16 protein-coding genes and 1 riboswitch are annotated in these 20955 nt (G+C 45.8%); of the genes, 6 read left to right on the forward strand and 10 right to left on the reverse strand.

The window, feature by feature from the left end:
* Positions 1-8 precede the first annotated feature (8 nt).
* From ABFV83_RS11930 to ABFV83_RS11945, 4 genes are all read left to right on the forward strand, one after another.
* Positions 9-1319 carry a YgeY family selenium metabolism-linked hydrolase gene (locus ABFV83_RS11930; protein WP_349944077.1) on the forward strand — a complete coding sequence of 437 codons (1311 nt, stop codon included), beginning with the start codon at positions 9-11 and terminating at the stop codon, positions 1317-1319.
* A gap of 184 nt (positions 1320-1503) precedes the next feature.
* Entirely contained in the window at positions 1504-2697 is a 1194-nt protein-coding gene (gene ygeW, locus ABFV83_RS11935) for a knotted carbamoyltransferase YgeW (protein ID WP_349944078.1), read from the forward strand.
* A 112-nt stretch (positions 2698-2809) separates the two neighbouring features.
* Positions 2810-3754: a carbamate kinase gene (gene arcC / locus ABFV83_RS11940; protein ID WP_349944079.1), complete on the forward strand. Its 945-nt coding sequence runs from the start codon at positions 2810-2812 to the stop codon at positions 3752-3754.
* A 33-nt stretch (positions 3755-3787) separates the two neighbouring features.
* Positions 3788-5140 (forward strand): nucleobase:cation symporter-2 family protein, encoded by a 1353-nt coding sequence (locus ABFV83_RS11945; RefSeq protein WP_349944081.1) that lies wholly within the window; start codon positions 3788-3790, stop codon positions 5138-5140.
* A gap of 80 nt (positions 5141-5220) precedes the next feature.
* On the opposite strand, the gene ABFV83_RS11950 is transcribed toward ABFV83_RS11945, so the two are convergent.
* Positions 5221-6786 (reverse strand): glycosyl hydrolase family 18 protein, encoded by a 1566-nt coding sequence (locus ABFV83_RS11950; protein WP_349944082.1) that lies wholly within the window; start codon positions 6784-6786, stop codon positions 5221-5223.
* Between the two features lie 439 nt (positions 6787-7225).
* Positions 7226-9475 carry a glycogen/starch/alpha-glucan phosphorylase gene (locus tag ABFV83_RS11955; RefSeq protein ID WP_349944083.1) on the reverse strand — a complete coding sequence of 750 codons (2250 nt, stop codon included), beginning with the start codon at positions 9473-9475 and terminating at the stop codon, positions 7226-7228.
* Between the two features lie 138 nt (positions 9476-9613).
* Here ABFV83_RS11955 and ABFV83_RS11960 point away from each other — a divergent pair, with 138 nt between their 5' ends.
* Together ABFV83_RS11960 and ABFV83_RS11965 are read left to right on the forward strand one after the other, a co-directional pair.
* Positions 9614-10510, forward strand: coding sequence for an AraC family transcriptional regulator (locus tag ABFV83_RS11960; RefSeq protein WP_349944085.1), 897 nt, complete (start codon positions 9614-9616; stop codon positions 10508-10510).
* 36 nt (positions 10511-10546) lie between these two features.
* Positions 10547-11011: a TspO/MBR family protein gene (locus ABFV83_RS11965; protein WP_349944087.1), complete on the forward strand. Its 465-nt coding sequence runs from the start codon at positions 10547-10549 to the stop codon at positions 11009-11011.
* A 104-nt stretch (positions 11012-11115) separates the two neighbouring features.
* Here the strand turns inward: ABFV83_RS11965 and xdhC are convergent, their stop codons facing one another.
* The 8 genes from xdhC to ABFV83_RS12005 form a co-directional block, all read right to left on the reverse strand.
* On the reverse strand, positions 11116-11610 hold the full coding sequence (gene xdhC / locus ABFV83_RS11970) for a xanthine dehydrogenase subunit XdhC (protein WP_349944088.1): 495 nt from the start codon (positions 11608-11610) through the stop codon (positions 11116-11118).
* Positions 11607-12491 (reverse strand): xanthine dehydrogenase subunit XdhB, encoded by an 885-nt coding sequence (xdhB, locus tag ABFV83_RS11975; protein ID WP_349944090.1) that lies wholly within the window; start codon positions 12489-12491, stop codon positions 11607-11609. Before xdhB ends, xdhC begins: the two co-directional genes overlap by 4 nt.
* 39 nt (positions 12492-12530) lie before the next feature.
* On the reverse strand, positions 12531-14813 hold the full coding sequence (gene xdhA, locus ABFV83_RS11980; RefSeq protein WP_349944091.1) for a xanthine dehydrogenase subunit XdhA: 2283 nt from the start codon (positions 14811-14813) through the stop codon (positions 12531-12533).
* A 513-nt stretch (positions 14814-15326) separates the two neighbouring features.
* Positions 15327-16721 (reverse strand): NCS2 family permease, encoded by a 1395-nt coding sequence (locus ABFV83_RS11985; protein ID WP_349944092.1) that lies wholly within the window; start codon positions 16719-16721, stop codon positions 15327-15329.
* Positions 16722-16802: 81 nt separating this feature from the next.
* A complete protein-coding gene (locus ABFV83_RS11990) occupies positions 16803-18083 on the reverse strand; it encodes an amidohydrolase family protein (RefSeq protein ID WP_349944094.1) in 1281 nt (426 codons plus the stop codon).
* A gap of 152 nt (positions 18084-18235) precedes the next feature.
* Positions 18236-18331: riboswitch (purine riboswitch) on the reverse strand.
* 273 nt (positions 18332-18604) lie between these two features.
* The gene (locus ABFV83_RS11995) at positions 18605-18841 is read right to left on the reverse strand and encodes a DUF3343 domain-containing protein (protein ID WP_349944096.1); all 237 of its coding nucleotides are present in this window, start codon (positions 18839-18841) and stop codon (positions 18605-18607) included.
* A gap of 66 nt (positions 18842-18907) precedes the next feature.
* The gene (locus ABFV83_RS12000) at positions 18908-19813 is read right to left on the reverse strand and encodes a selenium metabolism-associated LysR family transcriptional regulator (protein ID WP_349944097.1); all 906 of its coding nucleotides are present in this window, start codon (positions 19811-19813) and stop codon (positions 18908-18910) included.
* Positions 19810-20952, reverse strand: a complete 1143-nt coding sequence (locus tag ABFV83_RS12005) for an aminotransferase class V-fold PLP-dependent enzyme (protein WP_349944099.1) — start codon at positions 20950-20952, stop codon at positions 19810-19812. Before ABFV83_RS12005 ends, ABFV83_RS12000 begins: the two co-directional genes overlap by 4 nt.
* Positions 20953-20955 lie beyond the last annotated feature (3 nt).

Below are 20955 nucleotides of genomic sequence, written 5' to 3' on the forward strand. Positions count from 1 at the left end.
ACAAAAACATGGATTACAAAAAAATCAAAGAAGCAGCACAGAATTATGAAGCCGACATGACAAAGTTCTTAAGGGAAATCGTTAAATTCCCAGGCGAAAGCTGTGATGAAAAAGCTCACATCGACCGCATCGCAGAAGAAATGCGGAAGCTGGATTTCGACAAAGTAGAAATCGACGGCATGGGCAACGTATTAGGTTATATGGGAACCGGCAAAACTTTAATCGGTTTTGATGCTCACATTGATACTGTTGGTATCGGCAACAAGAACAACTGGACATTTGATCCATACGAAGGCTACGAGAATGATACAGAAATCGGCGGCCGCGGCGTATCCGATCAGTGCGGCGGTATCGTATCCGCTGTTTACGGTGCAAGAATCATGAAGGACTTAGGTCTTTTAAATGACAAATACACCGTTCTGGTTACAGGTACTGTTCAGGAAGAAGACTGTGATGGTCTTTGCTGGCAGTATATCATCAACGAAGGCAAGGTTCGTCCTGAATTCGTTGTTTCCACAGAGCCGACTGACGGCGGTATCTACCGCGGACAGAGAGGCCGTATGGAAATCCGTATTGACGTAAAGGGTATCTCCTGCCATGGTTCCGCACCAGAGCGCGGTGACAACGCAATCTACAAGATGGCTGATATTCTTCAGGACGTTCGTGCTCTTAACGAGAACGACGCTGCTGATGACAAGGAAATCAAAGGCCTTGTAAAAATGCTTGATGAGAAATACAACAAAGAGTGGAAAGAGGCTAACTTCTTAGGACGCGGTACTGTTACTGCTTCCGAGATCTTCTTCACCTCCCCAAGCCGCTGTGCAGTTGCTGACTCCTGTTCCGTATCCTTAGACCGCCGTATGACCGCAGGCGAGACATGGGAAAGCTGTCTGGATGAAATCCGCAATCTGCCAAACGTGAAGAAATACGGCAACGACGTTACTGTTTCCATGTACGAATATTCCCGTCCTTCCTATACCGGACTTACTTATCCGATCGAGTGCTACTTCCCGACCTGGGTTATTCCGGAGGATCACGACGTTACCAAGGCACTGGAAGAAGCTTACAAGAACCTTTACGGTGATGCAAGAATCGGTGCAAAAGAAACTCTTGATATGAGAACTGCCCGTCCTCTTACCGACAAGTGGACCTTCTCCACAAACGGCGTTTCCATCATGGGCCGCAACGGAATCCCATGCATCGGCTTTGGACCTGGTGCAGAGGCTCAGGCTCATGCTCCTAACGAAAAGACCTGGAAACAGGATCTGGTTACCTGTGCAGCTGTATATGCAGCACTTCCAACCGCTTACTGCAAATAATAGAAACAAGCCATTAACAACCATTTTACCATAATTCTGGCAGCAGGCCCTTTAAGGCCTGCCGCCACTCCTAGCAATCATTTTTGCAGACTGCCGATCATTCCTTCCCCAATCAATGCCTGGCAGACTGCATGAAGGATAGATAACAATAAAACAAGACAAGAATCAGGAGGCTAACTACTATATGAAAACCTTACAGGATTACATCGACAAACTCAACTCCTTAAACTTTAAGGAAATGTATGAGAATGATTTCTTCTTAACATGGGAGAAGACCGACGACGAGCTGGAAGCTGTCTGGACCGTTGCTGACGCACTTCGTTTCATGAGAGAAAACAACATTTCCACAAAAGTATTCGAGAGCGGTCTTGGAATTTCCTTATTCCGCGACAACTCCACACGTACCCGCTTCTCCTTTGCTTCCGCATGTAACTTACTTGGTCTGGAAGTTCAGGATTTAGACGAGGGCAAATCCCAGGTAGCTCACGGCGAGACCGTTCGTGAAACAGCTAACATGGTTTCCTTCATGGCAGATGTTATCGGTATCCGCGATGATATGTATATCGGCAAGGGAAATACCTATATGCATGAATTTATGGACGCTGTTACCCAGGGTAATAAAGACGGCATCTTAGAGCAGAGACCAACTTTAGTAAACTTACAGTGCGACATTGACCATCCAACTCAGAGTATGGCTGATATGCTTCACATCATCCATGAGATGGGCGGCATTGAGAACTTAAAGGGCAAAAAGCTGGCTATGACATGGGCTTACTCACCTTCCTACGGAAAGCCATTATCCGTTCCTCAGGGAATCATCGGCTTAATGACTCGTATGGGTATGGAAGTTGTTTTAGCTCATCCGGAAGGCTATGAGGTTATGCCTGAAGTTGTTGAAGTTGCAAAGAAGAACGCTGAGAAATCCGGCGGTACTTTCCGTGTATCCAACGACATGGCTGACGCATTCAAGGATGCTGACGTTGTATATCCAAAGAGCTGGGCTCCATTTGCAGCTATGGAAAAGAGAACCAACCTTTACGCTGAAGGCGACACAGACGGCATCAAGGCTCTTGAGAAAGAATTACTTGCTCAGAACGCAAGCCACAAAGACTGGTGCTGTACAGAAGAGCTGATGAAGACCACAAAAGACGGCAAGGCTCTTTACATGCACTGCTTACCAGCTGACATCAACGATGTAAGCTGCAAGGACGGCGAAGTAGTTGCTTCCGTATTCGATCGTTACCGCGATCCGTTATACAAAGAAGCAAGCTTCAAGCCATATGTAATTGCCGCTATGATCTTCTTAAGCAAATTTGAGAATCCACAGGAAATCTTAAAGAAGCTGGAATCTGGCAAAAAACCAAGAATTTTTGAATAATTAAATATCGGGGCAACTGTCCCTTATTTAAGAATTCCGGGCGCACCTGCAGCCTACTAATGGATACGGGTGCGCCTTTTAAATAATTCTTAATCGTTAAGAGGATAACAAAATGGAAAAGAAAAAGAGAATTGTTATTGCGTTAGGCGGCAATGCTTTGGGAAACACTTTGCCGGAGCAGATGGCTGCAGTAAAGATCACGTCAAAAGCAATCGTTGACCTGATCGAAGAAGGCTGTGAAGTGGTGGTGGTTCACGGCAACGGCCCACAGGTCGGTATGATTAACAATGCAATGAGCGCATTAACCCGGGAAGATCCCAAGCAGCCCAACACTCCTCTTTCCGTCTGTGTAGCCATGAGCCAGGCTTATATCGGCTATGACTTACAGAATGCTTTAAGAGAAGAGCTGGTAAACAGGAACTTAAACAGCATTCCTGTAACCACCATGATCACACAGGTACGTGTGGATGAAAACGATCCTGCTTTCAACTCTCCCAGCAAGCCTATCGGTCACTTCATGAGTGAAGAAGAAGCAAAGCTGGCTGAGGAAAAGTACGGATACATCACAAAGGAAGATGCCGGACGTGGATACCGCCGTGTGGTAGCATCCCCAAATCCTGCAGAAATTATTGAAATCGGCGCGATCCGCTCCCTTGTGGAAGCAGGACAGCTGGTTATCGCCTGCGGCGGCGGCGGTATTCCCGTAACTCGTCAGGGAAACCACTTAAAAGGCGCAAGTGCAGTTATTGACAAAGATTTTGCAAGTGAATTGCTGGCTGAGGAACTGGATGCAGACTTCTTAATCATCCTCACAGCAGTTGAGAAAGTAGCAATAAACTTCGGTAAACCGGAAGAGAAATGGTTGGACGATATCACAACAGACGATGCCCGCAAGTATATTGGAGAAGGACACTTCGCTCCTGGCTCCATGCTGCCAAAGGTTCAGGCTGCCGTGAAATTCGCAGATTCCAAGGAAGGGCGCAATGCGCTCATCACCTTGCTGGAAAGAGCAAAAGAAGGAATCCTGGGGAAGACCGGAACTCATATTCATAAGTAAACCGTAAATCTTTCCTAAAGGAGGAATTTTACAATGACGGAATCTAATAAGCAATACGCTTCTATATTTGAAATGGATGGTATCCCAAAATTTTCACAGGCTATTCCACTGGCTATTCAGCATCTTGTGGCCATGATCGTAGGCTGTGTAACTCCTGCTATTATCGTATCAAACGTTGCCCAGCTTAGTGATGCGGACAAGGTCATCCTGATTCAGGCTGCTCTGGTAGTATCCGCATTATCCACCCTGCTTCAGCTTTTCCCTGTAGGCAAAAAAGATGGCTTCCACTTAGGGGCCGCTCTTCCTGTTATCATGGGTATCAGCTTTGCCTATGTTCCAAGCATGCAGGCCATTGCCGCAGATTATGGCGTGGCCGCGATCTTAGGAGCACAGATGGTCGGCGGTGTGGTTGCATTTATCGTAGGCTTTGGTGTAACACGTATCCGTAAATTCTTCCCACCGCTCATTACCGGAACGGTAGTATTCACCATTGGGCTTTCTCTTTACCCAACAGCCATCAATTATATGGCCGGAGGTGTTGCCAATAAGGATGTAGAAGGTCTACTGCGGTACGGCTCCTGGCAAAACTGGCTTGTGGCACTTATTACCCTGGCTGTTGTAACCGGTCTGAACCACTTTGGAAAAGGCATTTTTAAGCTGGCTTCTATTCTGATCGGTCTTATGGTTGGTTATGTCGTTGCCCTCTTCTTTGGCATGATAGATTTTGCCAGCGTGGGAGCTGCAACCATTTTCCAGGTTCCACAGCCGCTTCATTTTGGAATTGTATTTGAACCATCCTCATGTGTTGCCATTGGACTCTTATTTGCGATCAACTCTGTTCAGGCAATCGGTGACTTTACGGCCACTACAACAGGATCTATCGATCGTGAACCAACGAATAAAGAACTTCAGGGCGGAATTATGGGCTATGGCTTTACCAACTTCTTTGGTGCCCTTTTAGGAGGCCTTCCCACTGCAACTTACAGCCAGAACGTAGGAATCGTAACAACAACTAAGGTTGTCAACCGTTGCATTATGGGACTGACTGCAGTCATCTTATTAGCAGCCGGATTAATTCCTAAGTTTTCCGCTCTACTTACTACGATTCCCCAGTGTGTTCTTGGAGGTGCTACCGTATCGGTATTTGCTTCCATCGCCATGACAGGAATAAGACTTATTACATCAGAGAAGATGACCTTCCGGAACTCTTCAATCGTAGGTCTTTCTGTTGCTCTCGGTATGGGAGTTTCTCAGGCTCCGGCCTCTTTACAGACTTTCCCAGCCTGGGCTACCACCATTTTCGGTCGTTCCCCAGTCGTTGTAGCAACAATTTTAGCAATCTTTTTAAATATTATATTACCGAAAGATCAGGCAAGTAAGAATTAAAAGAGAGCAGGTCCTTTCAGGACCTGCTCTCTTTACTGGCTGAGGGTGTCCCCACCTGTGTAAGCCTTACCATGCACGTATTAATTGGAGCCGTTCTGCAGCTCCCATGGTCCCCCGGCAGAAGGGATATCACCTTTTGTCCACCATTTGCACAGGTAAGTCTTCCCCTGGTATATCACGGTCTGGCCGGCAGTGTAGACAACATCGGCCTCCCATGTATCACCGCCAGGCAGCTGGTTCTCCGTAACCGATACTGTTACCGCATTGCTTGCCGCTGTGGCAGTTTTGTTACCTGCAGCCGCGCTGTCTGTGTTGATGACAAGGCAGTAGTAATAGTTCGTACCTTCTGTGCCTGTGGGCGGGTTGTAAGTTGAACTTGTTGCGCCGTTTATAGCGGTGCCACCGGTGTTAACTTTGCCGGAGACCTGATACCACTGGTAGCTGAGCGTACCTTTCGATACAGCAGCCGCCACTGTCAGAACCGCCGTCCCATCAAGACGTACCGACTGGTCAGACGGCTGGCTGGTGATGATGGGTGTTTGCGCATCCGCGGACGGCTGGAGATTGTTTGCTGCGGTGATAATCGGGGCGATTGTGTTGACAAAGCTGTTGCCGCCACTTTCATCCCAGCCGATAGACCAGGTCATAATTCCACGGTAAGTGGGATATTGGGCAAGCAGGGTATTCAAGGCTGAAGCATAAACTGAAACGCTTTGTGCGCCACTGCCCGCGCCATTGCGTGCAGGAACTCCAAAAGCTACCTGATCGGGCCTCAATCCCACAAAAGTTCCTTTGTCCATAGATACAAAACCTGTTATGAGCATCTCCGAAAGACGGATATAGCCTTCGGCAGAATATACTTGCGTAAAAGGCGGGCCGGCATTTGCCGATGGCTGTAACCAGGTAAAGTCCGCGTTAAAGCCATTATAGTACTGGGGATGAATATAGGTCAGGATATCGCGGCAAGCGTCAAGAACAGGCAGGAAGGCACCGTAATTCCCTGTGCTGATAGCACCGCCCTGAACGTAGCAATACTCCGGAGCGGCCGAAATAATAAAGTCAGATCCGTAAGTATTTTTGAGGTTACGCAGGATATATTCCAGATTTATGGACTGTTGCGTGGTAAGGCTGCCAATTCTGTCAGCATTCATACAAGAGATGGAACTACCCTCAAAATCCACATCAAAGCCGTCAAAATCGTATTCATCAATGATTGCTTTGACCCCATTAAGGAAAATATCCCGTTGAGAAGCATTGTCAAGGTGGACAACGCCATTTTGTCCGCCGCAGGAGATTACGACTTTCTTGCCCTGTGCTTTCAACGTTTGAATATCCGCTTTGAATGCTGCTGCCTGCTGAGCCTCCGAGCCAGAATAAACGGCTGAAAGGTCCATTGACAGGCATGGAGTGTAATAATTCCCTTTTGTCTCAATAAATGAAACGTTTATAACGTCCCATCCCTGACTCGCCTGAGCCAATGTTTTGTTGCTTCCCCCGTTTCCGCCCAGCCAGTAACCTATATTTACATGCGGTTTAAGCGGTGTGCCTGATGCGGCAAACGCAGGTGCTGCCGGCATCATAGAGGAAAGCAGGATTATTACGGCCAAAAATGCCGCCGTAATGGATTTTCGTTTGAATCTACTCATAAAAACCCCCCATTTCTGATTTAATTTATTTACCCACTGATTCCTGTAACATCAATCCGGCCATAAATAAATCTTGCAAAGTTAGAAAATCAACCTTTTCACCTCCTGTCTTTTCCATTCTGTCATTCGTGGATTGATTGCCCCAGGTCAATAGTTTGCCACAAGTTATACCGTCTATTTCACTTCTAACACTTATGACACATAAATCCTATATACCTGACATAAAATTGTAATTATATTACTTAAATCATATCATGGGTTTCAACATTATCCTAAACAAACTCATAGCAAGTCACGATAAAATTCGACAATAAATAGTGACCCCACATCTGTATGTTCATGGATTTGTCGAAAACTGTTCATAAGAAAAGAACAGAAACCGAGTTTACCACATACAGAAGGAGGTCACTGCAATGAATATAGCCCCTTTCCTATTGTCCTAAAGCTTCCAGATATCCTTATTATATTCCAGAATAGTCCGGTCTGAAGAGAAATACCCTGCCTTGCTGATGTTTATTAACATCTTTTTCGCCCAGCCTAAAGAATCCTCATAATCCTTGTAGATTCTTTCCCTGGCAGCCGCGTAAGCGCTGTAATCCAGCAGGGTCATGAACCAGTCCTTTTTTAATATCTCATCATAAAGCCGTTTTAAGTTCTCTTTATGGCCGATGGCAGTCATCTCCGCTCCCACCATAAAGTCCAGAGCTTCCCGGATATCAGAATCCTTTTTATAATAGTCCTTAGATACATAATCCGCTTTTTCGTAATGCTTGATTACCTTTTCACTGGATTCCCCGAAAATATAAATATTATCCTTTCCCACCAGCTCTGCAATCTCCACATTGGCACCATCCATGGTTCCAAGTGTTACCGCACCATTTAGCATGAACTTCATGTTTCCGGTCCCGCTGGCCTCCTTGGAAGCGAGGGAAATCTGCTGGGAGATATCACAGGCAGGAATCAGCTTTTCCGCCTTGGATACGTTATAGTTTTCCACCATCACCACCCTTAAATAAGGGCTTACCTGGGGATCATTGTTAATTAACTCCTGAAGGCATAAGATCAGGTGAATAATATCCTTTGCAATCACATAGGCAGGAGCCGCCTTTGCACCGAAAATCACGGTAATCGGAGTGGAGGGCAGGTTTCCTTTTTTTATCTCTAAATACTTGTGTATCACATAAAGGGCATTCATCTGCTGTCTTTTGTACTCATGGAGGCGCTTGATCTGGATATCATAAATGGAGTTTTCATTTATTTCCGTTCCCTGAGTTGACATGAGATATTCTTTTAATGCTATCTTGTTTTGTTTTTTGATATCCAGGATTGCCCTTAAGGTCGCTTCATCATCAAATGCAGCCAGTTTTTCCAACTCCATGGCATCCTTCTTATACCCCTCTCCGATTCTGGAAGTGATCAGCTGAGTAAGCAGCGGATTGCAGTGGAGAAGCCACCGGCGGAAAGTGATTCCGTTGGTCTTATTAGAGAATTTCTCCGGATAAATATCATAAAACTTCTTTAATTCGCTTTTTTTCAGGATTTCCGTATGAAGGTACGCCACTCCATTGACGCTGAAGCCATAATGGATATCCATATGGGCCATATGCACCAGATCCTTTTCATCTATAATACCAACGGAAGGGTCCTTATGAGCCTTGCGGACCTGTTTATCAAGCTTCTTTATAACAGGCACTAACTGGGGTACGGCTTCCTCTAAATATTCCATAGGCCACTTTTCAAGGGCTTCCGCAAGAATGGTATGATTGGTGTAAGCACAGGTTCTGCTGACAATCTCCGCCGCCTTTTCAAAGGAAATTCCCTTCAGGGTTAAAAGACGTATCAGCTCCGGGATCACCATGGAAGGGTGGGTATCATTAATCTGGATCACCGCATAATCCGGTAAGTCATATAGCTTGCAGCCCTTTTTCACACACTCATCAAGAATATACTGGGCACCGCTGCTGACCATAAAATACTGCTGGTAAATACGAAGCTTTCTGCCAGCCTCATCGCTGTCATCAGGATAAAGGAATAAGGTCAGGTTCTTTTTAATATCCTCTTTATCAAAGGAAATCCCATCTTTTATGATCTCCTCATCAATGGTTTCCAAGTCAAACAGATGAAGCTGATTGGTCCGTCCCTCATAGCCGGTCACCCCTATATCATACATTCTGGAACGAACGGTCATCCCTCCAAAGGTTACGGGATAACTGACCTCTGTCTTCTTAAGCCAGCTGTTTTGCTCTATCCAGGGATTGGGATTTTCTGCCTGAAGATGGTCCTCAAAGCTCTGCTTAAATAAACCAAAGTGATAATTAAGCCCAATTCCGTCTCCGTTTAAGCCAAGGGTTGCCATGGAATCCAGAAAACAGGCTGCAAGACGTCCCAGGCCGCCGTTTCCAAGAGACGGCTCCGGCTCTATTTCCTCGATCTCACAAATATTTTTACCGTTTTTTACAAGAACCTGGCGGACCTCTTCATACATTCCCAGGTTGATCAGATTATTGGAAAGCAGCTTTCCCATCAGGAATTCCGCAGACAAATAATATACTTTCTTCTTTCCTTCTTCCTGCCGTCTTTTTTCCGCCTCTTCTCCCACGATTTTCAGCAGTGCAGAATAAATTTCCTTATTAGAACACTGACTTACTGCTTTCTTATATATTTCAAAAATCCGCTGCTCAAGATTCATAATGACCTCTCCTTTTTTGTTTTTTAACATTACTCTTGTATTATAGTATCCCATGCAGTGTTTATCTTGCAGCATTCTGGCATATTATGATACAATACTATCATCAACCATTAAAATTTTTCGAAAAACAGGAGTTTTATGAATATCATACAGTACGAAAACTATCAGGAGAAGCATGAGCAGGACCCTTCCGGTTTTCCTTACCTGACTTATCCCTGCACCATACCCCTGGATTTTAACAAGGTTCCCCTGCACTGGCACGATGAGATGGAATTCATCTACATTAAAAAAGGAACCGGACTGGTGTCCGTGGATTTTATTCCCTATGAAGTCCACGGTGGCGACATCATCGTCGTCTGCCCCGGTAAGCTTCATACCATTGAAAAATGGAACCAGGAATCCATGGAATATGAAAATATCATTTTTGATTTAAACCTGCTGCGGTCCAGGCAGCCGGATATCTGCTGGGAAACCTATCTCTCCCCCATCAGCCTGGGACAGAAAAATCTTCCGGTGCTCTTGACGAAAAGCCTTTCCAGTTACAGCAGGATTGCTTCCTGCTTAGACCAGATCGATCAGATCCGCGAAACATTTCCGGAGGGCTATGAGCTGTTAATCAAAGGAAAGCTATTTGAACTGTTTTTTCTTTTCTGGAACAATGAGCCGGCGTCCCCCTCTCCTTCTCCCCGTCCCCAAAAGGAGCTGGAACGGACCAGGCAGATCCTTAAATATGTGGAGCAGCATTACAGCAGGCCGCTTTCCATAGAAGAAGTATCAGCTGCCTGCGGCATGAGCCAGTCTCATTTTATGAGATTTTTTAAGAAAACCATGGGAATGCCCTTTACCGCTTACTTAAATGATTACCGTCTGACCATGGCCTCCAGGCTGCTCCTCTCCTCCGAGGATTCTATTCTGACCATTGCAGGAGATACGGGGTTTAATAATCTGTCTTATTTTAACCGGATCTTTAAGGAAAAATTCGGAATAACCCCCAGGGAATTCAGAAGGCATATGGATATTCCTCCCTCCGTCTGAATAAGATAGTATCAAATCAGAGACAGGAGAATCCATATGGATAGAAACCGGATTAAATTATATGCTTTCACCGCCGTTCCTTTAGGGGTTGGGGCTGTGACAGCATTTTGGGTGAGAAACAGCTTGTCCATATATAAAAGCTTAAATCATCCTGCCCTTTCTCCCCCAATATGGCTGCTTCCCATCATATGGACCCTTCTATATATCCTCATGGGATTCGGCTCCTATCTGGCCGCTTCCTCACCTTCTCACAGAAAAGGAACGGCTCTCCGGTTATATGGAATTCAGCTGCTGCTGAACTTCCTCCGGATCCTGGTGTTTTTTAACTTAAAAAACTATCTGCTGTCATTTTTGATTCTCCTTTTCCTTTGGTACTCTGTTGTAAAAATGATATCAGCCTTCTGGACCGTCAACCCGGATGCGGCGGTCTTGCAGGTTCCTTATCTGCTGTGGATCACATTTTACGGGTACTTAAACCTGGGAATCGTGTTTCTTAACTAAAGCATGAACCACTCTCCATAATGACACAAAAAAGGAGCAGGGCCAAGGCAACATTCTCTGTTGCCTTGGCCCTGCTCCTTTTAAGCTGCTCTTATCATCTGCATTTAGGATGGCAGCTTTCCCAATCTGCGGAGCATGGTTTTCTCTACCGCATTCAGGATATTCTCATAGCCTGTGCACCGGCATAAATGGCCGGACATCAGCTTTCTAAGTTCATCTCTGGTATACTCTTTTCCGCTTTCCAAAATTTCCACTGCTGACATGATAAATCCCGGCGTACAGAATCCGCACTGGACTGCTGCCTCGTCGATAAATGCCTGTTGGATGTCAGATAGCTCTCCATTTGGTCCCATCAGACTTTCCAGAGTTTTAATTTCTTTTCCATCTGCCCAGACTGCCAGATAGATGCAGGAATTGTAACATTCATGGTCTATGATCACGTTGCAGGCTCCGCATTCTCCCACTTCACAGCCCTTTTTCACGGAAGTCAGACGGTAATCATCCCGCAGCATATCCGTAAGGGAAGCCCGTACATCCACCATTGTTTCCGTGTACTTTCCATTGATGGTACATTTTACTAACTTATATTGTGCCGTCATTCAATCTCACCTCCTGAAAGTTTCACTGATTCTATGAAACAGCGGGTTGCCATTTCCACAGCAACGTGCTTACGGAAATCCTTTGAAGCACGCCAGCTGTCGCGGGGATTGATGTCTGCAAGTACTTCTTTTCCAAAGGCTTCTGCCAGTTCTTTTGATACAGGCTGTCCCTTTGCCAGGTTTTCTGCGCTTTTTGTGCGCATGGGAATAGGGCCTGCCACTCCATAAGCGATCCTTATGTCTTCCACAGTCTTTTTATCCTCTGACAGCTTTACATTTACGGAACAGCCTGTGGTGGCGATATCCATGGCGTTTCTGTTGGCGTATTTGATGTAATGGCCTTTGTAGCCTTCATAACTTTTCTTTGGAATGATCACTGCTGTCTGAAGCTCTCCCTCTCTGATATCCACGGTTCCAGCCTTTATATAGAAATCGCTGATGGGAATCCGGCGGATGCCTTCCGGGCCTGTCAGTTCGATGATGGCATCCCATGCAAAAAGCGTGGAAGCTGAATCCGCTGAGGTAACCCCGTTGCAGGTGTTTCCGCCGATGGTGGCGATGTTTCTTATCTGGGGGCCACCCACCATATCCACCGCTTCACCAAGGACATTGATGTATTTTTGAATGATGGGGTCCTTGGTAATATGAGAGAAACTGGTGAGAGAGCCTATGCGAATGGCCTCTTCTCCGTCCAGCTTTACGCCTCTCATTTCATCGATCATATAAATGCTGATCAATTCCTTTCCGGCGCGTTTTCCCTCCCGCATCTGTATTAAAACGTCGCTTCCGCCTGCTATGATCTGGGCCTCAGGATGTTCCAAACGAAGCTTTACCGCTTCCTTTACGGTATTTGCTTCATATAATGCTTTCATATCATACATAAAGCTTTCCTCCTTGCTATTAATGGCTGAACTGTAATATCAGAAGAGTCCCTCTTCCTTGAACCGTTTAAATAAAGCCTGGGATGTCATCGGTATCTGGTACATGTGCACGCCTGTTGCATTTAAAATGGCATTGCGGATGGCCGGAGCCACCGGACAGGCCGGAGGTTCTCCCAGGGACTTTGTTCCAAATGCGCTGGTAGGCTCATAATTTTCCACAAACTGTGCCTCAAGATGAGGATGATCCATGGTAGTAGACAATTTATAGTCCAGCAGATTGTCATTTAACGTTCTGCCTGTTTTCCCGTCAATGAGAAGCTGTTCTGAAAGGGCATAGCCGATTCCCATGCTCATTCCTCCATGAACCTGGGCCTGGGCAAGAGCCGGGTTGATCAGCTGACCACAGTCATGGACATTGATAATATCCAATAACTTTACCTTGCACATGGGAATATCCACCTCTACCTCTGCAAAGCAGCAGCCAAAGGAATAAGCATTGGACTTTATCTGATAGGTGCTTTCAGAGGTCAGATGCTGGCTGTTGGACAGGCTGTAAATGGCTTCTGTGGCCAATTCCCCCAATGTTATAAGCTCTCTTCCATCTGTAGTCCGCACGATTTTTCCATCCCTGATATCCAGGTTAAAGGCCGGCATGCGAGTCAGCTCATGAGCATAATTTAAAATCCTCTCTTTTAATAAAAGAGCTGTCTGCTTGATGGAAAAGCCTCCCACATAGGTCTGTCTGGAAGCATAAGATCCTGTTCCGAAAGGAGTGACATCCGTGTCCTGACAGGAGATCACATGAACCATTTCAAAAGGAATTCCAAGGGTATCCGCCGCCATCTGGCCAAAAGCCGTATCAGCACCCTGGCCGATTTCTGTCTCACCAAGCTGAACCTGTATGGAGCCATCCTGGTTCATTACCATCCGGCAGGAAGAGGTTTCCAGGCTGATTGGCCATACCGCGGTGTTATACCAAAATACCGCACAGCCCACGCCTTTGCGTACAGGTCCGGTCTGGTTTGCGTATTCCTTTCTTTTCCTGTCAAAATCTATATAAGCTTTTCCCTTTTCCATACACTGGTTAAAGGTATCAAAATAATTTTCATTTTTAGAGAAACCATCCACATAGCCAACGGGCATCAGGTTTTTACGGCGGAATTCCACCGGATCCATGCCGATTGCAAGGGCAATGTCATCGGACTGGCTTTCCACCGGGAACATGGCCTGAGGGATTCCATAGCCGCGCATGGCACCTGCCACAGGCATATTGGTGAATACCGTATAGGCATCGCATTCTATATTTTCGCAGGGGTATAACTGTGGAAAAGCATTCATGCCCTTTGCCGCGATTCCATGTCCGTGAGAAGCATAAGCTCCCTGGTTGGAAAAGCACTCCAGTTTACGGGCTGCAAAGGTGCCGTCTTTGCGCACCCAGCTGATGATATGGCTGCGGATAGAGTGTCTTGTACGGTTGCTTACAAAGGTTTCTTCACGGGTCACATCAAGCTTGACCAGCCGTCCTCCCACCGCCGTTGAAAGATAGGCGCAAAGAGGCTCATACAGAGCATCCTGCTTATTTCCAAAGCCGCCTCCTATATATGGCTTAATGATGCGGACATTTCCCCAGGGGATTCCAAGGGCCTGCCCCACCACCCTCCTGACGATATGAGGGATCTGGGTAGAAGATACCACGGTTATTTTTCCGTTTTCCATGCTGGCAAAACAAATATGGTTTTCAATATGGCAGTGCTGAACAATGGGAGTATCATACCACTGGTCGATTTTTACAAGTCCCGGCTCTTTTATAGCCTCTTCCAGATTTCCCTTTCTGACGCTGGAATGGCCCAGAATATTATTGATAAATTTCTCGTGAAGCTGGGGTGCTTCCTCCTTCATGGCCTCCTGAACGTCCAGAACAAAGGGATATTCCTCGTATTCCACCTTTAAGGCCCTGATCGCCTGCTTTGCAGCGATTTCATTTTCCGCGACTACCGCCGCCACCTCATCGCCGCAAAAACGCACCCGGTCCGTTAAAAGAAGCCGGTCAGCCACATCCTGATGTGCGATATCCGTTGACCAGGGATGGCCGGCCGTTGGAAAATAGTTTTTAGGCACGTCAAAGCAGGTGACTACCTTAACCACTCCCGGTATTTTTTCGGCCTCTGAGGTATCAATAGATTTTACGACTCCATTGGCTATGGAAGAATGGCAGATCTTAGCTACCAGAGCATTTCTCTCACAAAGATCATCGGTGTATTTGGATCTTCCCGTGACCTTATCAAATGCATCCACACGGGCAACACTTTTTCCGATTATCATATTTACGCCTCCTATTTCTCATTCTGATGTGTAAACAGCCTGCGGTCTCTTCCCTTATGAAAAGGACCGACGGAGACGAGACTTTTTCAAAGCGTAAAACGCTTATCAAAGTGATGTCGCCGCCAGTCCATGTATCTGTTGACCGGTTGTTCTGATATGAATCAGGCTGCTTTATTGGGTTGCTTTTTGGGCTGAAGAACAGCTCTTTTATCTTCACTTGCTTTGCAATTTCAGATAAGCTATATTATGGTCACAAGAACGTGACCATAATCGGATGGACGGGGCAAAAACGCCCCTTTTATCAGAAATCTGAAAAGAGATTTCTGATAAGTTATATTATAGTCACAAGGACGTGACCATAATCGGATGGACGGGGCAAAAAACGCCCCTTTTATCAGAAATCTAAAACGATTTCTGATAGGTTATATTATAGTCACAAGGACGTGACCATAATCGGATGGACAGGGCAAAAAACGCCCCTTTTATCAGAAATCTAAAACGATTTCTGATAAGTTATATTAATACATATTTTAGCACAAACAATACTGCTAAAATATACATAAGGGTACTGATTTTCTTTTCTTTTGCTCTGCCTGTTACCACATTAATAACAACATAAGAGATAACTCCCATGGAGATTCCCTCGGAAATACTGTACATAAAAGGCATGGCAATAATTGCGATATAGCTTGGAATTGCCTCTGTGAAATCTGCAAAATCAACCTTGGTGACGGAAGTCATCATTAAGAAGCCTACCACTACCAGAGCCGGAGCCGTAGCAAAGGACGGAATGGCTAAGAAAATCGGGGATAAGAACAGGGATAAGCCAAACAGGATGGCTGCAACCACTGCTGTTAATCCGGTTCTGCCGCCTTCTGCAACACCGGCAGCACTTTCTACAAAGGTGGTGGTGGTGGATGTCCCAAATATTGCGCCTGCGGTAGTACCGACAGCATCTGCCAGCAATGCGCCCTTGATCCGGGGAAGTTTTCCCTCTTTATCAAGCATATCCGCCTTGGAAGCCACACCGATTAAGGTTCCCAGAGTATCAAATACGTCTACAAACAGGAATGCAAACATAACTACCAGGAAATCCAGGGAAAGGATCTTTGAAAAATCCAATTTAAAAAAGGTAGGGGACATATCCGGAATACCAAAACCAGCTGAAAAATTAGGAAATACGCTGAACATTCCCAGCTCCGGATCCGGTCTGTACCAGCCGATGGCCTGACAGACCATACCCAGTACCCATGTAATAATAATTCCCCACAAAATATTGCCCTTCACATTTTTTACTACCAGCACGGCTGTAATCAGAATGCCGATAATTGCCAGCAATACGGTAATGCCGACTGTCTGGAAGGAACCATCTGCCAGGGCCCCCTTAAAAGAAAACATGGTGACAAGAGTTGCTCCATCCACAACGATCTTTGCATTCTGCAGTCCGATGAATGCGATAAACAAACCAATGCCAACGGATACGGCATGCTTTAAATTCATGGGAATTGCATTAAAAATCGCTTCCCGCACATTCGTCAATGAAAGAATGATGAAAATAATACCTTCAACAAATACGGCGGTCAAAGCGATCTCCCAGGAATACCCCATGTTAAGGACTACGGTATATGCGAAATACGCATTAAGTCCCATTCCCGGTGCCAGTACAAAAGGATAATTTGCAAGTCCTGCCATTAAAAGGGTGGCAAATAGTGATGCAAGAGCCGTTGCCGTGAATACTGCCCCGCTGTCCATTCCCGCCGCACTTAAGATGCTGGGGTTTACCGCCAGGATATAAGCCATAGTCATAAATGTGGTGATACCGGCTACAATCTCGGTCCTTGCATCCGTATGGTTCTCAGATAAGTGAAATACTCGCTCCAGGAACCCTGCATTTTTTTGTGTTTCCATACCTCTACCTCCTTGATAGTTAAAATATTTTCCTTGCTGTATAAGAGCTGCCCCATGCAGTTCTTTCTTTAAGAAATAAAACTAAAAAATCCTGTTTCCTCCCGCATATTTCCCCTTCAAGTGTCTGTCATCAGATAGGTAGATGAACCGTTCCAGCCTCTCTTTCAAGGTAAGAGACTGAGGATAAGGCAAACCGCTGTCATCAAGAATCAGCGCATCAAATTCATATCCTTCCAGGAAGGTTCCAACCTTTCCAAAGAAGGAGCCTCCCCCTAAGGTTCCCAGGTAAAAAGCTTCTTCCACAGTAAGAGGTTTTAAGTTTTCATCTTTTAGCCTCCATCTCAGCTTTGATACCTGAATCGCATCTGCCATGGCGCGGAAAATGGATTCCCCGCTTCCTCCTGCCACATCACTGCCAAGCCCCACATTGATCTCCCTGTCCAGATAGGTCCTGACCGGAGCGATTCCTGAGGATAGGTTGGTGTTTGACTGCGGACAATGAGCGATATAAACCTCACGCTCTTTTATTAATTTAATTTCCTCTTCTGACGAAGAAACACAATGAGCCATTACTGTCTTCCCGTTTTCTCCAAACAGGCCGAACCTGTCATAAGCATCCCCATAAAATCTGGAGACCGGGCAAAGCTCCTTTACCCATGCCACCTCGCCCTGATTTTCCGACAAATGAGACTGGACCGGGAGTCCGTACTCCTTTTGCAGCCTTCCCAGCCGTTCCATCAGATCATCCGTGCAGGACGGAATGAACCGGGGTGTTAAGATGGGCTTTACGTTCTCGTATCTGGATCCTGTTTCCTTAAGCCAGCGGAGGGTCTCCTGCTCTGACTCTTCTGCGCCTTCTTCCCTTAAGTAATCCGGTGAATTTCGGTCCATATTGACCTTGCCGATCATGGTCTTTAAACCGGTTTCCTCCATTAAGTCCATTAAAAGTTCTGTTGCCTGCCTGTGGATGGTGCCAAAAATACAGGCCCTTGTAGTAGCGCTTTTTTTCATGGATTCTGCAAAAATACCATAAGCTTTATTTGCATATTCCAGATCAGCATACTTGGCCTCCTCCGGAAATGTATTGGTGTTCAGCCAGTCTAAAAGCTCCAGATCCATCCCCAGGCCGCGAAAAGCAAACTGGGGCGCATGAATGTGAAGATCCACAAGGCCGGGGACAATGAGCATATCTCCCCAGTCCTTCAGAAGATAATCCTGAAACTGCGCCGGAAGTTCTTTATAAATTCCTGCCGACTTCCCGTCCCGGCAAACTAAATATCCCTGCTCCACTGTCTTTAACGTGCGGACATCCTCACTGTAACAAATATTCCCCTTTAAAACAAAATTATTTTTACCAGTCATAGAACCTCCTATTCCGTATCAGAAAAATTTAAAATACGGCAGCCATAATTGCGGCGTTTCATTCATTCCGAAAATTCTGCGCAATAAAAAAACCACCGTTCATTCCATCCGTTCACACGCACATCATAAAAACACAATGAAAAATATGGGCTTATTATGGCGTGGAAACTTATAGGCAACTATTACGGTAGTTGGTAGAAACGCTCAACCAATTATGAGCATATATAAGTCCCTTATGAATACTGATACTAAAAAAACCTGTAATTTGTGACAGGTTGACTATATCATATTGTACAACTATTTGTCAATACCCATTTCATTTTTGTGCATTTGCTATAATTTTATAGTTTTCTTACCATTTAATCAACAATTGTCGGTGAATTATTAATAGATTTTTTCTATAAATGAATTTTCTATTTATCTATCTTTAAAAAAAGAGTCGGAAAAAACAGCCGCAGCCGTTCCCTTCAGACTCTTTCTCTTTAAATTTGTTAAAACTTTCACATATTTCCTTGATAAGATCAGATCAGATATTCCCCATACTTTTCCCAGCAAAGTCCCCTGCTTTCCATCCACTGTCCAATGTCTCCCTCCCAGTCAACGGGCATAGCCCAGGAAAGTCCGCAGCCGGAAGATATTTGTCTGGGAACCGGAATGAGCCGTCCCGGTATTCCCTCTTTCTGGCATTGGGATTCCAATGCAATGGCCTCTGCAGTTGTGCGGAAGGTAATAACAATTTTTTGTTCTTTTTTTCTCATGATCTCTAACCTGCATTTCCATAATAATTCCTGTATCATCCGCCCTTTAAGTCTTATAGGAAGACTCTATAAATACGCATATATCTCCCGGATAAAACGGATAAATAATCTGGCTGCCTTGCCAGGCTTGTGATTTTTGCTCCATACCATATATAATTTTCGGCAAACTTCCTGGTCCCCCGGTGAAAAACGAAGCAGAGATCCCTGCTCTACATAATCAACCACAGCTGCAGCGGATATGATGGAAATGCCCATAGCCGCTTCCACTGACTTTTTAATGGTTTCCTGATTGCTGATGGTTGCCACGATTTCCAGACGGCTTAAATCCACACCCATTTCCTGTAAATGACGTTCCGCTTCCTTTCTTGTGCCGGAGCCTTCCTCCCGGAGGATCCACCTCTCTTCATAAAGCTGTTCTATGGGAAACCCGGTTTTGTCATATTGGCGGTATTTGTCATTATTGGGGGTAATAATCACCAGACGGTCAGAATAAAAAGGTTCAAACACACAGGTAGAATCAGAACACAGAGTTCCTGTAAAACCTATTTCCACCTGTCCATCCTGAACCATCCGGACCACTTCCATGCTGTCTGCCTCCTTTAATTCCAGCTGGTTTCCAGGGTAGGTTCTGGAAAACAGGGAAAGAATCTGAGGCAGAATGTACTGTCCGGGGACCGTGGAAGCGCCCACTATGATTTTATTGGCTGTTTTTAAATCCTTCTGAGTGAAATCCCGGAGGATATTTTTTTCCAGCTGCAGCATTCGCCTTGCATTGCCATAAAGCATCTCTCCCTCCTGGGACAGCTCCACATCCTTTGTGGTACGGACAAACAGCCGGACCCCCAATTCCTTTTCTAAAGAGCTGATATGGGCGCTTACCGTAGGCTGGGTCAGATAAAGCTTCTTGGCAGCCGCTGAAAAGCTTTTTTCTTCCGCTACGCACACAAACGCTTCCAATTGTTTCAAATTCATAAGCTCAGCTCCCTTACTGCATGAATGGCTTCATCAATTTCTTCTTCTTTATTATAATGGGACATGGAAAAACGCACGGCTCCCTGCTCCACCGTTCCAAGAGCCTGGTGCATGAGAGGAGCGCAGTGCGCTCCCGCCCTGGTATAGATTCCGTAAGAGTTTGCCAGTTCGTCAGATACTTCCCCGGAATCGTAATCTCCAATGTTAAGAGCCACCACCGGGGCGCGGCAAAGAAGGGCCTTTTCTGAAAAATCCCCATATACGCGGACTCCCGGAATATCCTTTACCCCTTCATAGAACCTCCTCATGAGAAGCAGTTCTCTTTCCCGGATGGTTCCGATTCCGGTCTTCTCAAGATACAAAAGAGCTGCATGAAGACCTGCAATCCCGTGTCCGTTTAAGGTTCCGGCTTCCAAAACCTCCGGCATCTCCTCCGGCTGGGTTTTTAAGTAGCTTTTAACTCCGCTTCCGCCCACCATAAGAGGGCGGATGGAAACTCCCTGACGGACACAGATTCCTCCTGTTCCCTGAGGGCCCAAAAGCCCCTTGTGACCGGTAAAGCACAAAACATGGATTCCCATTCTCTCCATATCGATGTCAAACACTCCTGCGGTCTGGGATGCATCCACCACCAGGAAAAGCCCATTCTTTTTACAGATTCTCCCAATGGTTTCTAAGTCATTCATATTTCCTGTTAAGTTAGAAGCATGAGTACATACCACTGCCTTTGTATTTTGTCCCACTTTGTCCTCAATGTCCTCATACCGGATCTTCCCCTTTTGATCTGCGGGAAGAATGGTAAGCTCCACTCCCTGTTCTTCCATTAAGTACAGGGGACGCAGTACGGAATTATGTTCCATCATGGTGGTAATTACATGATCACCTGGTTTAAACAGACCCTGGATGGCCATATTTAAGCTGGCCGTGGAATTGGCTGTAAAGGCCACCCGGGAAGGATCTCCTGCATGAAAAAGCTCTGCAATAAGCCTGCGGGTATGGAAAATCAGACGGGACGCATCTAAGGATGCCCCATGGGCTCCCCGGCCGGAATTCCCAAGAGTGACCATGGCCTCAGTCACTGCCTTTATCACTTCCTCCGGCTTCTGGCAGGAGGTTGCCGCATTATCCAGATAGATCATGTC

The sequence above is a fragment of the Lacrimispora sp. BS-2 genome, assembly GCF_040207125.1.
GTDB lineage: Bacteria > Bacillota > Clostridia > Lachnospirales > Lachnospiraceae > Lacrimispora.